General features: G+C 38.8%; 12 protein-coding genes and 1 rRNA gene. 9 read left to right on the forward strand and 4 right to left on the reverse strand.

Going from position 1 to position 14,445, the window contains the following annotated elements; all coding sequences use genetic code 11:
• Positions 1-69: 69 nt before the first annotated feature.
• The 4 genes from jag to rpmH form a co-directional block, all read right to left on the reverse strand.
• A complete protein-coding gene (jag, locus tag PaeCFBP13512_RS17105) occupies positions 70-801 on the reverse strand; it encodes an RNA-binding cell elongation regulator Jag/EloR (protein WP_069326381.1) in 732 nt (243 codons plus the stop codon).
• A 114-nt stretch (positions 802-915) separates the two neighbouring features.
• Positions 916-1,779 (reverse strand): YidC/Oxa1 family membrane protein insertase, encoded by an 864-nt coding sequence (locus PaeCFBP13512_RS17110; protein ID WP_069326380.1) that lies wholly within the window; start codon positions 1,777-1,779, stop codon positions 916-918.
• Positions 1,780-1,855: 76 nt separating this feature from the next.
• Positions 1,856-2,206 carry a ribonuclease P protein component gene (gene rnpA, locus PaeCFBP13512_RS17115; protein ID WP_069326379.1) on the reverse strand — a complete coding sequence of 117 codons (351 nt, stop codon included), beginning with the start codon at positions 2,204-2,206 and terminating at the stop codon, positions 1,856-1,858.
• 121 nt (positions 2,207-2,327) lie between these two features.
• Positions 2,328-2,462, reverse strand: coding sequence for a 50S ribosomal protein L34 (rpmH, locus tag PaeCFBP13512_RS17120; protein WP_069326378.1), 135 nt, complete (start codon positions 2,460-2,462; stop codon positions 2,328-2,330).
• A 664-nt stretch (positions 2,463-3,126) separates the two neighbouring features.
• On the opposite strand from rpmH, the gene dnaA reads away from it, so the two are divergent.
• From dnaA to PaeCFBP13512_RS17165, 9 genes are all read left to right on the forward strand, one after another.
• Positions 3,127-4,479: a chromosomal replication initiator protein DnaA gene (dnaA, locus tag PaeCFBP13512_RS17125; RefSeq protein ID WP_069326377.1), complete on the forward strand. Its 1,353-nt coding sequence runs from the start codon at positions 3,127-3,129 to the stop codon at positions 4,477-4,479.
• Positions 4,480-4,688: 209 nt separating this feature from the next.
• The gene (gene dnaN / locus PaeCFBP13512_RS17130; protein WP_069326376.1) at positions 4,689-5,831 is read left to right on the forward strand and encodes a DNA polymerase III subunit beta; all 1,143 of its coding nucleotides are present in this window, start codon (positions 4,689-4,691) and stop codon (positions 5,829-5,831) included.
• 149 nt (positions 5,832-5,980) lie between these two features.
• Positions 5,981-6,199 (forward strand): S4 domain-containing protein YaaA, encoded by a 219-nt coding sequence (gene yaaA, locus PaeCFBP13512_RS17135; protein WP_069326375.1) that lies wholly within the window; start codon positions 5,981-5,983, stop codon positions 6,197-6,199.
• Between the two features lie 17 nt (positions 6,200-6,216).
• Complete coding sequence (gene recF / locus PaeCFBP13512_RS17140) at positions 6,217-7,329, forward strand: DNA replication/repair protein RecF (protein ID WP_069326374.1); 1,113 nt, start codon at positions 6,217-6,219, stop codon at positions 7,327-7,329.
• A 15-nt stretch (positions 7,330-7,344) separates the two neighbouring features.
• A complete protein-coding gene (gene remB, locus PaeCFBP13512_RS17145; protein WP_069326373.1) occupies positions 7,345-7,596 on the forward strand; it encodes an extracellular matrix regulator RemB in 252 nt (83 codons plus the stop codon).
• 52 nt (positions 7,597-7,648) lie between these two features.
• Positions 7,649-9,568, forward strand: a complete 1,920-nt coding sequence (gene gyrB, locus PaeCFBP13512_RS17150) for a DNA topoisomerase (ATP-hydrolyzing) subunit B (RefSeq protein WP_069326372.1) — start codon at positions 7,649-7,651, stop codon at positions 9,566-9,568.
• Between the two features lie 314 nt (positions 9,569-9,882).
• Positions 9,883-12,432 (forward strand): DNA gyrase subunit A, encoded by a 2,550-nt coding sequence (gyrA, locus tag PaeCFBP13512_RS17155; RefSeq protein ID WP_137224820.1) that lies wholly within the window; start codon positions 9,883-9,885, stop codon positions 12,430-12,432.
• A gap of 242 nt (positions 12,433-12,674) precedes the next feature.
• Positions 12,675-13,781 (forward strand): HD-GYP domain-containing protein, encoded by a 1,107-nt coding sequence (locus PaeCFBP13512_RS17160; protein ID WP_137224822.1) that lies wholly within the window; start codon positions 12,675-12,677, stop codon positions 13,779-13,781.
• A gap of 497 nt (positions 13,782-14,278) precedes the next feature.
• Positions 14,279-14,445: ribosomal RNA gene (locus tag PaeCFBP13512_RS17165) — 16S ribosomal RNA — on the forward strand; the annotation flags it as partial.

Consider the following 14,445-nt stretch of genomic DNA (forward strand, 5'->3'; position numbering starts at 1 on the left):
ACTTGTAACTAAATAAAAAGCAATGATCTTCTGCCCGAAGGCAAAAAATCATTGCATGACGTGTACTCATTATCGAAGTGTAATCACTACACGGCGATTAGGTTCTTCGCCTTTACTGATCGTTTTCACGCGAGCATGGTTTTGAAGTTTAGCATGAATCACTTTGCGTTCTTGCGAAGACATAGGTTCCAGTACCACTTCTTTACCACTACGGATCACTCTACCTGCTAAACGATCTGCTAAATCTTCTAATGTTTTCCGGCGACGTTCGCGGAAATTTTCAGCATCCAACAAAATGCGTACATATTTGTCTGAGTAACGATTGGCTACAATATTCACCAGATATTGAAGAGCATCCAGCGTTTGACCACGGCGACCAATCAATAATCCTAGATCACTACCCGAGATGTTCATGGTATACCCATCACGGTTACGCTTAATATCGACTTCCAATTCAAGACCTATACTTTGACCGACTTCTTTGACGAACTGTATCGCTTCATCATGAGAATAAGTGGATGCACTGCCTTCCTTGTCTGCTATCTCTGTAGTTGATGGAGATGCAGTAGAACGATCTTCCAAGGAGACAGGGACAGCAGAGCTAGAAGGAATATGCACAGTCGGCTGAGACAACAGTGTCAATTCTACTTTGGCAGGTTTTGCACCAAATAGACCCAGGAATCCTTTTGACGGCTGTTGCAATATTTGCACTTGCACATGTTCCTTACTCGTATTTAAACGGGTAAGCCCTTCTGCTATAGCATCATCAATGGTTTTTCCAGACGTAATGACTGTGGTCATTTCGAAATTGGGCCCTCCCTTGTGGTGCTCAGAGTGTAAGATCATAGATCAACCGTAGTAGTTGATTGTATATTTAGAACGCTGCCCCGGGGAACAGCGCTCCAATTGTATTTCTTAACGACGTTTCTTTTTCGCTTTTTTCTTGTTACGAGCTTTGTTGTTAGCAATTTTGCGAGCAGCACTTGTTGTATCTGTAACTGCACCAAGATCTGTAACCACTGTATTTTTGTTGCGATACAAGAAATAGTTCTGTACGATCGTGTAGATGTTACTGTATACCCAGTATAGCGGAAGTGCTGCTGGGAATTGATAAGACATGACGAAAATGATGATTGGATACATATACATCATAATTTTCATAGGACCCTGCATTTGCGCCGGGTTCATACTCATCATCATTTTAGTTTGAAGGAATGTGGTGATTGCAGCGATAACCGGCAAAATAAACCATTTATCCGGTTCACCTAATTGTAACCATAAAAACGTGTGCTCACGAAGACCTGTGTTATAAATGATCGCATTATACAAAGCGATAAAAACAGGCATCTGAATAATCAATGGTAAACAACCGGCAGCCGGGTTAACCTGATTTTCTTGGAACAACTTCATCGTTTCAGCTTGTTGTCTTTGTGGATCATCTTTGTATTCTTCGCGCAATTTCTGTAATTGCGGTTGAATTGCTTGCATTGCTTTAGAACTTTTGACTTGTTTTAACGTCAATGGCAAAATCAATGTACGTACGATAAGCACCAGAACCAAAACCGCCAGACCATATTCCCCGCCAAACCAATCAGCGAATGTGTCTAAAGCGTAGGCAAACCAGTACACGACGTAACGTTGCCACCAACCTCCGTTCTGTAAATCCTCTGTCGAATGCGTTGCCATATTAGTCGGTGTACAACCTGCTAAAATAGCCATCATCAATCCGGCAGCTATGAGGAGCATCCATCTTCCTCTGCGAATCTTCAATAACGACACTTCAAAACCCCTCTCTTAGCCATTCCATTTCCCTGCAAATCATACCATATTTAGCAACACAAATAAACTGATAGCACTACCGTTGTGAACGCTTAATTAAAGAAGATTTACGTAGGACATGAAGGATACTTTTTTCAAGCTCCTTATATTGTAGAGAAAGCGCACCTTTACGTACGATAAATACCATATCGATCTGCGGTACAATCTCAGCAGCATGATGACGTACAATTTCCTTCACCATACGACGCATCCGATTACGGACCACTGCATTCCCTACCTTTTTACTGACAGATACACCCATCCGAAATTGCTCAATATCTTTTTTGTGAAACCAGTACACCACAAATTGATGATTTGCAAAAGAACGACCATGACGGTATACACGGCTGAAATCTGCTCGGTTTCGTAAACGCAGCTTTTTTTGCACCGTAATTTCCCCTTAATTTCAAAAACAAGATAGTGGACTTCTTCTATATAGTAAAATATAAAATTTTTTAGTATTTTTTAGTGTAAAGAAAAAAAGACCACCGCAGTGGTCTTAAAGTAATTTACGCGCTTAGGACTTTTCTGCCTTTAAGGCGACGAGCCGCCAGCACTTTACGGCCATTTTTAGTACTCATTCTTTTACGGAATCCGTGTACTTTACTACGTTTTCTTACGTTAGGTCTGAATGTTGGTCTCATATTGTGCACCTCCTTGCAGGAAATCTATATTCCATATTTAATTGGTTCTATTCACATAAAAATTCCCTTATACATTTAAACACGAAATGTCTATATAAGTCAATGAAATTTCATTTATTACATTTTACAGTTAGTACTTCTATGTATAAAGAGGGAGCCATCGCTGTTTATTTTTATCGTCCACGCACATTCCTTTCTGTTCAAAAAATCATTCCTTTTTACGTTTATCCACAGGTTAAAATAGATCCTCTTTTTTCCACAGTTATGCACTTTCTAAAAAACTGCCTGTGTATAATTCAAAAATTCTTCCACAAGCAAAAAGTTTGTTCCGAACAATTTATAAACAATATCTAGTGGTGTGCATAAGTTTTATACACAACAGATTGAATTTGTGGATAAATTATCGGTTTTCGTTGAAATAAAGGGTTCTTTTTGGTATTATTATATTGTTTTTGACTGTGAATAGATTATTCTAACCTAAAAATTATCAACAGCCTGTGGATAAAGTTGTGAACAATTTCTTCTTATCCTTTTTTTAGTTTATCCACCTTCTGGTATTCTGGGGATAATTCTACGCCATTCATCATAATTATCATTTTCAATATTTCCGATATCCGCGCATGGCTTCAGCCACACATTGGAAGTTTAAAAGGAGTGACAGTCTGTGGACAGCCATACTTCCGAATTATGGCAGCAAATATTATCCATTATTCAAACAAAGCTGAGCAAGCCTAGCTTTGACACTTGGTTCAAAGCAACCAAAGCGCTGACTTTTACCGAGAACTCTATTGTAATTTCAGCACCAACCACTTTTGCTGTAGAATGGCTTGAAAGCCGGTATACCAAATTGGTAAGTTCGACCGTTTTTGAATTTTTGGGAAGACAAGTAGACGTTAAGTTTGTGATCGAAGAAGCACTTCCTGAAGAATCGCTTTTACCTGCACAGACTCAATCGCAACCTGCTATTTCGATGCGAGAAGAACCACTTGCTAATATGCTCAATACCAAATATACGTTTGATACATTTGTTATTGGCGCTGGCAATCGATTTGCGCATGCTGCTTCATTAGCAGTAGCGGAAGCACCAGCTAAAGCATATAATCCATTATTTTTATACGGTGGTGTAGGACTGGGCAAAACTCATCTTATGCACGCCATCGGACATTATATTTTGGAACATAATCCAAATAGCAAAGTGGTATACATTTCTTCCGAAAAATTTACAAACGAGTTTATTAACGCTATTCGTGACAACCGCGGGGAAAGTTTCCGTAACAAGTACCGTAATATTGATATTTTATTGATTGATGATATTCAATTTTTAGCGGGCAAAGAACAGACGCAAGAAGAGTTTTTCCATACGTTTAATGCATTACATGAAGAACGCAAGCAGATCATTATTTCTAGTGATCGCCCGCCAAAAGAGATTCCAACGCTTGAAGAAAGACTTCGTTCGCGGTTTGAATGGGGATTGATTACTGATATTCAGCCTCCAGATCTAGAAACACGCATCGCTATTTTGCGGAAAAAAGCGAAAGCGGAGAATTTAGATATTCCCAACGAAGCCATGGTCTATATTGCTAACCAGATCGATACGAATATTCGTGAACTAGAAGGCGCTTTGATTCGTGTTGTGGCTTATTCGTCGTTAACCAACCAAGATGTAACTTCTCATCTTGCTGCTGAAGCACTCAAAGATATTATTCCGTCCAGCCGTCCGCGAATGATTACGATTCAGGATATTCAACAAAAAGTTGGCGAATTTTATAATTTGAAAATGGAAGATTTTAAAGCGCGTAAAAGAACCAAAGCTGTAGCGTATCCACGTCAAATTGCAATGTATTTGTCACGGGAATTAACAGATTATTCTTTGCCGAAGATTGGAGAAGCTTTCGGAGGACGAGATCATACGACTGTTATCCATGCTCATGAGAAAATTTCAAGAACGCTTAAGATTGATCAGGAGTTATTCAAAGTTGTGAATAACTTAACGGAAAAGATTAAAAATCCATCCTGAATAAGTCACAAGCCTATACACAATCTATACACATGTGGATAGGCTTACTTACACGTGGGTTTGAGGGGGTTATCCACATATCCACTGCCCCTACTACGATTACTATAAAGATTTATATATATTCTTCTTATAAAAACACGTTCTGAAATTCATCAAATGACTTAACACATTTGTGATAAAGATGAACCTTGCTGATTAGGAGTGAAACCATGAAGATCCAAATTTCTAAAAGTTATTTGAATGAATCGATACAACATGTTTCCAAAGCTATTTCTAGCCGTACAACAATCCCTATTTTGACAGGCATCAAATTTGATGTTTCGTATACAGGTGTCACGTTAACTGCTAGCGATACCGATATTTCGATCCAATCGTTTATTCCTGCTGAAGACAATGACAAAACAATCGTCCAAATCGATCGTGCAGGCAGCGTTGTTTTACCTGCTAAATTTTTCGTTGAAATTATCAAAAAACTACCTTCTTCTGAAATCGAAATGGAAGTTCGTGATGGTTTCCAAACGTTTATTCGTTCAGGTGCTACAGATATCCAACTGGTAGGTCTTGATCCAGAAGAATTCCCTGTTTTGCCAAGCATCGAAGAAAACCAACAAATCTCAATTCCGGGCGATCTGCTCAAAAATATGATCAAGCAAACGGCTTTTTCTATTTCCACACAAGAAACTACGCCTATTTTGACAGGGGTACTTTGGAATTTGAACGAAAGTGAACTTAAATTCGTTGCTACTGACCGCCATCGGTTAGCAAGTCGTACCGTTCACATGAGCGAAGATACAGGAGTGCGTTTTAGCAATGTCGTTATTGCAGGTAAAACGTTAAACGAACTCAGCAAAATTATTCCTGACCAAAACACATTATTAGATATCGTTGTCGCGGATAATCAGGTATTATTTAAAATTGATCGTGTTCTTTTCTATTCCCGTATACTCGACGGTACGTATCCTGATACATCCAAAATCATTCCGACCAATTTCAAAACAGAAATCGTGATTGATACCAAAAAATTAGCAGATTCAATCGATCGTGCTTACTTGTTATCTCGCGAAGAAAAAACCAATATTGTGCGTATGCAAACATTGGACAATGGAGCCGTTGAAATTTCTTCTAGCTCTTCTGAGTTAGGTAAAGTAACCGAACAACTTGAAGTCTCTCGTTTTGAAGGGGAACCTTTACGTATTTCATTCAACTCCAAATATATGTTGGATGTGCTAAAAGTGATCGAAAGTGAACAATTAGCGATTCAATTTACAGGGGTAATGAGCCCGATCATCATCAAGCCACAAGATGATAGCCGTAGTCTGTATATTATTTTGCCTTACCGTACAACCAACTAATCCAATAGTTCAAAATAAAGGATTAAATAAAATAGCCAGGTATTTTGCAACAAGTTCCTGATCTGTTCACATCATGAGAACCGTTGATAAATACCTGGCTATTCATATCCACAACCTATGTTGCTACACGAAAGGACGATACTTTTCACATGGAAAATATAACAATATCAACAGAATATATTAAGCTGGATCAATTTTTAAAATTAGCAGGTTGTATATCCACAGGAGGAAGTGCCAAAGCCCTTTTACAAGAGCAAATGGTACAAGTCAATGGAGAATTGGAAGAACGTCGTGGTCGTAAATTGTATCCTGGAGATGAAATTCAGGTACAGGGAGAAGGTTCATACAAAGTACACAGTGAACAATAATCTGGAGGACCTCATCCATGTTTATTAACCAAGTCAGTCTGCAAAATTATCGCAATTATGATCATCTCCAACTGGATTCCTTCGCTGCGGTCAATTTGTTTATCGGGCAAAATGCTCAAGGAAAAACAAATTTGATCGAAGCTCTTTTCGTTTTAGCACTTTCCAAATCTCACCGAACCAATAAAGATAAAGAACTAATTGCTTTTCACGCAGAGCAAGCTCGAATTACGTGTGAAGCTGAAAAAAAATATGGCAAAGTAAAGCTAGAGTTAAACTTTACGAGTAAAGGCAAACGTGCTAAAATCAACGGTCTGGAACAACGCAAATTAAGTGAATTTGTAGGGACGATCAATGCGGTTATGTTTGCGCCTGAAGATTTGGAGATTGTTAAAGGATCTCCTGGAGTGCGGCGCCGTTTTTTAGATATGGAGATTGGTCAAGTACAACCCAGCTATCTTTTTCATTTGCAGCAATATCAGAAAATTTTAATACAGCGGAATAATTATTTAAAACAAGCGTGGAGTTCTGGCTCTAAAGATTCAACGATGCTTGATATCTGGAATGAACAACTGGTTGAACATGGAGTCAAAATTATCAAAAAACGAAAACACTTTATCCACAAGCTTCAAGGTTGGGCAGAAACTATCCACATGGGGATAACTGGTGGCAAAGAGAATTTGGTTCTTTCTTATGTCCCATCGTTCGGAACCGCAGATGAGGAAGATGAAGCTGTCTTATTTGAGCAATTTATGGTAAAATTATCACAAGTGAAAGAACAGGAATATCGTCGTGGAGCAACCCTTGCAGGTCCACATCGTGACGATTTAACTTTTCATATCAATGGCAATGAAGCAGCTGTTTTTGGTTCTCAGGGACAACAGCGTACAACCGCCCTGTCATTGAAACTAGCAGAGATTGAACTGATACGTGAAGAAATTGGAGAATACCCTATTCTTCTGCTGGATGATGTACTATCTGAACTTGATCCTTATCGTCAGACGCAACTGATTGAGACATTTCAAGGTAAAGTGCAGACATTTATTACAGCGACCGGAATCGAAAGTTTAAATACAGAGCGTCTTAAAGAAGCTCAGATTTTCCATGTCCATCAAGGACACGTTGAGAAGTAGGGAGGACTACAGACTATGTATATTCACTTGGGCGGCGAGAAGATTATCCGTTCCTCGGAGCTTGTCGCGATTTTTGATATATCGATCGAAAAGTCTTCCAAAATTTCTAAGCAATTTGTAAATAATGCTCTTGAAAATAAAAAAGTAGAATCGATTGGTGAAGAAGAACCCAAATCGATCGTAGTCACTAAAAACAAAGTGTACTACTCCCCTATCTCTTCCTCGACGCTCAAAAAGCGAGCAAATAGTTTTTTTGTTAATGCATGAACGCAGTTATGGGATATAACTGCCTGAAATTATAGAAGTAGGTGAAAATCGCATGTCTATGAATCAACCGGCTTATGATGCGAGCCAGATACAGGTACTTGAAGGACTAGAAGCGGTTCGCAAGCGTCCGGGTATGTACATTGGATCCACAAGCTCTAAGGGTCTTCATCACTTGGTTTGGGAAGTCGTAGATAACAGTATCGATGAAGCACTTGCAGGTCATTGTGACCATATTGAAGTGACTATTCACGAGAATAATAGTGTAACTGTTGTCGATAATGGACGTGGAATTCCTGTAGGGATCGAAGCGAAGACGCAACGTTCTGCACTAGAAGTTGTTATGACTGTTCTACATGCTGGTGGTAAATTCGGCGGTGGAGGATATAAAGTATCAGGCGGTCTGCATGGTGTAGGTATCTCTGTTGTAAACGCATTGTCTGAACATGTAAAAGTGGTTGTCAAAACCGAAGGTCAAATTCATCAACAAGAATATATGCGCGGAGCTCCTCAGTATGATATCAAAGTCATCGGAGAAATGGGAGCAGATGAAGATACAGGTACAACGGTTACGTTCAAACCTGATTCTCAAATCTTTACAGAAACAACGGTATTTGATTACGACACATTGCTTGGTAGAATTCGTGAATTAGCTTTCCTGAACAAAGGAATAGCAATGACGATTACAGATGAACGCACAGGTGTAACCAACACCTTTAAATACGAAGGCGGTATTATCGAGTACGTTCAATATTTGAACAAAAATCGTGAAGTACTGAATGAACAACCGATCTATGTTGAAGGTTCACGTGACATGATTCAAGTTGAAGTGGCTTTGCAATACAACGAGAGTTATGCAGAAAATATTTATTCTTTTGCTAATAACATTAACACGCATGAAGGTGGTACTCATGAATCTGGATTTAAGAGTGCACTAACACGTATTATTAATGATTATGCTCGTCGTAACGGATTGCTCAAAGACAACAACGGTAATCTGACAGGTGAAGATGTGCGTGAAGGACTGACAGCGATTATTTCTGTCAAAATCCCTGAGCCTCAATTCGAAGGACAGACGAAGACCAAGCTAGGAAACAGTGAAGTTCGTGGTATTGTTGAATCTCTTTTCTCAGAGAAGCTACAAGAATTTATGAACGAAAATCCTGCGGTTGCTCGTCGTGTACTTGAAAAGTCTTTACAAGCGTCTAGAGCACGTGAAGCTGCTCGTAAAGCGCGTGAATTGACTCGCCGTAAAAGTGTACTAGAAGTCAGTGCTTTGCCTGGTAAGCTGGCAGACTGCTCTTCCAAAGACGCTTCGATCAGCGAATTGTACATTGTCGAAGGTGACTCTGCTGGTGGATCAGCGAAGCAAGGACGTGATCGTCACTTCCAAGCGATTTTGCCATTGCGTGGTAAAATTCTAAACGTTGAAAAAGCACGTTTGGATCGTATTCTAGGTAATGCCGAGATTAGAGCGATTATTACAGCTCTAGGTACAGGGATTGGTGAAGAATTTGATCTTTCCAAAGCACGTTATCACAAAGTTATTATTATGACTGATGCTGATGTCGATGGTGCTCATATTCGTACACTATTGTTGACTTTCTTTTATCGTTATATGCGTCAGCTTCTAGAAGCGGGCTATATCTATATTGCACAACCGCCTTTATTCAAAGTAGAACGCAACAAAACAGCGGTCTATGCTAACTCTGAAAAAGAGCGCGATCAGATCATTGCTGGTTTTGGCGAAAATGCTAAGTTCAATGTTCAACGTTACAAAGGTTTGGGTGAGATGAATGCAACTCAACTTTGGGAAACAACGATGGACCCTGAAAGTCGTATTATGTTACAAGTCAGTATTCCTGATGCGATTTTGGCAGATACGATTTTTGATACGTTGATGGGTGATAATGTAGAACCGCGTCGTGACTTTATTCAAGAACACGCTAAATACGTGACCAATCTTGATGTTTAATTCCTATTATTTATCAATGTAACGACATAAATATGCAGTAGATAAAGAGCATCTTGTTGTATACAGATGCTCTTTTATTTTTGTAGCAACTATATTTACAAAAGCTTTGAAAATCATGATGAAATACAGGACATTATTTAAGAAAAATGGTATAATAAAGTGATGTAGTCGTAAGCATAGCTAGAGCGGACAACACAGTACAGAGTAGCAACTTTTAACCATATTCTGGCGACAAGCAACTTATTTTATACATTGTATAAGCAAGCATTTGTGCAAGCAAAACGAAGGCTGCAATAAGGGAGGTTAAGCTTAACATGGCGGAAGAAAAGATTTCGCAAATTAAAGATCGGGACATTGGTGTAGAAATGCGTGATTCCTTTATGGATTATGCAATGAGCATCATTGTGAGCCGGGCTTTGCCTGATGTACGTGACGGTTTGAAACCTGTGCATCGGCGTATATTATTTGCCATGTCAGAGCTTGGTATGGCTCCAGATAAACCGTACAAGAAATCAGCAAGAATCGTCGGTGAAGTTATTGGTAAGTATCACCCGCATGGTGATTCGGCTGTATACGAAACAATGGTACGGATGGCGCAGGATTTCTCTATGCGCTATATGTTGATAGATGGTCATGGTAACTTTGGATCGATCGATGGCGATATGGCAGCAGCAATGCGTTATACCGAAGCACGTTTGTCCAAAATTGCTATGGAAATGTTACGTGATATCAACAAAGAAACGATCGACTTTGCACCTAACTATGATGGTGAAGAAAAAGAACCGATTGTACTACCTGCTCGTTACCCTAACTTATTAGTGAACGGTGTATCTGGTATTGCTGTAGGTATGGCTACCAATATTCCTCCGCATAATTTAAGCGAAGTTATTGATGGTGTACAAGCTATGATCCAGAATCCAGAGATTACTTCGATGGAACTGATGGATTATATTCAAGGCCCTGATTTCCCAACATCCGGTTATATCTTAGGACGTTCGGGTATTCGTCAAGCCTATCAAACTGGTCGCGGATCAGTAACGATGCGTGCCAAAGCAACGATCGAAGAAAATAACAACAAAGCTCGTATTGTTGTTAATGAACTGCCTTATCAGGTCAACAAAGCTCGTCTAGTTGAGAAAATTGCTGAATTGGTACGCGAAAAAAGAATCGAAGGCATTACCGATCTACGTGATGAGTCTGACCGTAACGGTATGCGTGTTGTTATTGAATTACGCCGTGATGTGAATCCAAGTGTTGTTCTAAATAACTTGTACAAACATACAGCGATGCAATCTACATTTGGTGTGAACATGCTAGCTATCGTTAACAATGAACCTAAATTGCTAACTTTACGCGAAGTATTACATCATTACATTCAGCATCAGATCGAGGTTATTCGTCGTCGTACACAGTATGATCTCAAAAAAGCAGAAGCACGCGCTCATATTTTAGATGGTTTGCGTGTAGCTTTAGATAATCTGGATGAAGTTATTCGTATGATTCGTGCATCCAATACCAGTGATGTGGCTCGTGAAAGCCTTATTGAGCGTTTTTCTCTGAGTCTGGAACAAGCACAAGCGATTATGGATATGCGTTTGCAACGTTTAACAGGATTAGAGCGTGAGAAGATCGAGAACGAATACAATGAATTATTAGTCAAAATCGCTGAATACCGCGAAATTTTGGCAAATGAAGATCTTGTTCTTGAAATTATCAGTACAGAGCTTAATGAAATCAAAGAACGTTTTGGTGATGAGCGCCGTACAGAAATCACAGTTGGCGAAGAAAGTATTCTGGATGAAGATTTGATCCCTAAAGAAGAAGTTATTGTTACAGTAACTCATACAGGGTATATCAAACGCTCACCAGTCACTACATTCCGTAGTCAAAAACGTGGTGGACGTGGTGTTATTGGGATGGATATGAAAGATACTGACTTTGTGCAGCATCTCTTTGTAACCAATTCTCATAACCATTTGTTATTCTTTACAGACAAAGGTAAAGTATACCGAATCAAAGCCTATGAGATTCCTGAATTGGGCCGTACTGCTCGTGGAACACCGGTGATCAACCTTATTCAAATCGAACAAGGCGAATCGGTAAATGCCGTAATCTCTGTAGAGCAATTTGAAGGAGATCAGCATCTATTCTTTGCAACCAAACAAGGTGTCGTGAAGAAAACACGTCTGGACGATTATACCAATATTCGTAAAGGCGGTCTGATCGCAATCAATATGCGTGAAGATGATGAGCTGATTGAAGTTAAATTAACAGATGGCAAACAAGAGATTATCATGGGTACATCTTATGGTATGTCGATTCGTTTCTCTGAAGGCAATGTTCGTCCGATGGGACGTAGCGCTACAGGGGTAAAAGGAATCACCTTGGATGAAGGCGATGCAGTGATCGGTATGGATATCGTGGATGATGATCAGAAAGTATTGATTGTAACATCCAAAGGTTACGGTAAACGTACGCCAGGCTCTGATTATCGTATTCAGACACGTGGTGGTAAAGGCATCAAAACGATGAATGTCACCGATAAGAATGGTAAGTTAGCAGGTCTTAAAGTTGTTAAAGACGAGGAAGATCTGATGATTATCACCACAAGCGGAACATTGATTCGTATGGATATTGAAGGTATTTCCACCATGGGACGTAACACACAGGGTGTGAAATTGATTCATATTCGTGATGAAGACTCTGTAGCTACGATTTGTCGTACAGATAAGAATGAAGACGACGACTCACCGGATGATGATGTATTTGCTGAAGATGCAATAGGTAGTACAGAAGAGCAAGAGTCTGTGCAACAACTGGACAACCCAGAAACATCGACAGATCATACAGAAGAAGCGGAATAATATATTTTAAATATTCAAAATAAAGAGAGAACTTTCTATCTAAAGAAAGTTCTCTTTTTTTATTTAAAAATAGTTAAGAAGTTTACTAAATTAGATTGAAGAAATGACAAATACCGCATATAATAAGTCTAAGTAATCAAGTCTTTAGTCCCTATTTTATACATAACTTTTTAGAACTAGCGAATTATTCATAATGCAATCTAAAGGTTTTTAGTATTTTAAAATAGAGTGAGGTTAATCCAATGGCAACGATATTAATTGATGATGTAACACCAGGAGTCCGAATTACACACGATGTATTCACAACTCAAGGTAATTTGCTTTTTCCTAAAGGCAAAACAGTCATGCCCAAAGATATAGAAATTTTACGTGCTTTTTTAATAGAAGAAATTAATAACGGTAAAAGTCCTAAAGAAGAATTAAGTGCTCCTCCTGTAGAATCTAATGCTCTAAATGAGATTGGCGCAAAAGTTAAAGCGATACAAAAAGTATTATCTTTTGAAAAAGATTATGAGAAGATGATTACATTATTAAAAAATGTATTTCGTAATGTCGCAGTTACTGAAATCCCTGTGTTGGAATTACGCATCCAAATGGAGAAATTATTACAATACTCAAGAGAATACAATATTCTCACTTTCTACCCTAAAAGTATAAACAAGCAAGATTATTGGTATCATAATGCTGTATTAACCGGACTCACTTCTTATAAGATAGCTCATTGGTTAGGGCTTCCTGTAAATGAAGGGATGCAAGTCGCTTTTGCAGGACTTTTTCATGATATCGGTAATGCCAAGATCGATTTGGATATTCTACAAAAGCCTTCAAAGCTAACAGCATCAGAAGTCGAAGAAATACGTCGACATACCATGTATGGTTATGAGCTACTCAAGAACGTTAAAGGGATTAGTGAAGGCGTACGTTTGGCAGCACTACAACATCATGAGAAAGTGGACGGTTCAGGGTATCCGCTTCGTCTAAAAGCTGACCAGATTCATATCTATGCCAAAATCGTTGGTGTCGCCGATATCTTTCATGCAATGACGCTTTCCAAAACATATAGCCAGGCACAATCTCCTTATCTAGTACTTGAGCAGATCGATTCAGAAGCTTTTGGCAAATTAGATCCTAAAATCGTAACTACCTTTATTAGCAAAGTCACACAGTTCCATAATGGGACAATGGTTCGTCTAAGTAATGGTCTGATAGGAGAAATCATTTTCTCTGATCGCTCATATCCCACACGTCCGCTAGTCTCAGTAGATGGTACGATCTATAATCTAATAGAAAATCATCAACTGTTTATACAAGAGATTATTAAACGAAAAGAAGTATTGCAAAAAAGTTAAGATTTATTCGTTCTTTGCTATCTATAGAAGATAGGTTATATAGAAGATACATGAATGAATATAGAGAGTAGATCTATTGCTTGTTACTATAAAGAGCAAATGATTTACTCTTTTCTTTCTATATAGAAGGAAACGATAATATAGAAAGAAAAGATGCACTAATCAAAGTAGTTTAATAATAAAAATATATTCTCAAAAAAAGTGTTGACTATCTAACTCGATACATGATATATTATAAAAGTTGTCACGAACGAACGACAACATCCACAAAATATCATATGAAAACAACTTGAAAAAACACTTCAAAAAAAGTGCTTGCCAAGTGGTTGGAAACATGATATGATATAAAAGTTGTCACCGAGAAACACAGACAACGAAAAACGAAATGTTTGATCTTTGAAAACTGAACAACGAGTGAGTAATGAAGGTCTTAGCCGACCTTTAAAAAATAGAGAACTTCGGTTCTCGCCAGTTTAAGAATTGAGCACGTCAAACACTTTATGGAGAGTTTGATCCTGGCTCAGGACGAACGCTGGCGGCGTGCCTAATACATGCAAGTCGAGCGGAGTTGACGAGAAGCTTGCTTCTTTGATACTTAGCGGCGGACGGGTGAGTAACACGTAGGCAACCTGCCCTCAAGCTTGGGACAACTACCGGAAACGGT

It is taken from the genome of Paenibacillus sp. CFBP13512 (genome assembly GCF_005233705.1).
GTDB classification, from domain to species: Bacteria; Bacillota; Bacilli; order Paenibacillales; family Paenibacillaceae; genus Saccharibacillus; species Saccharibacillus nuruki.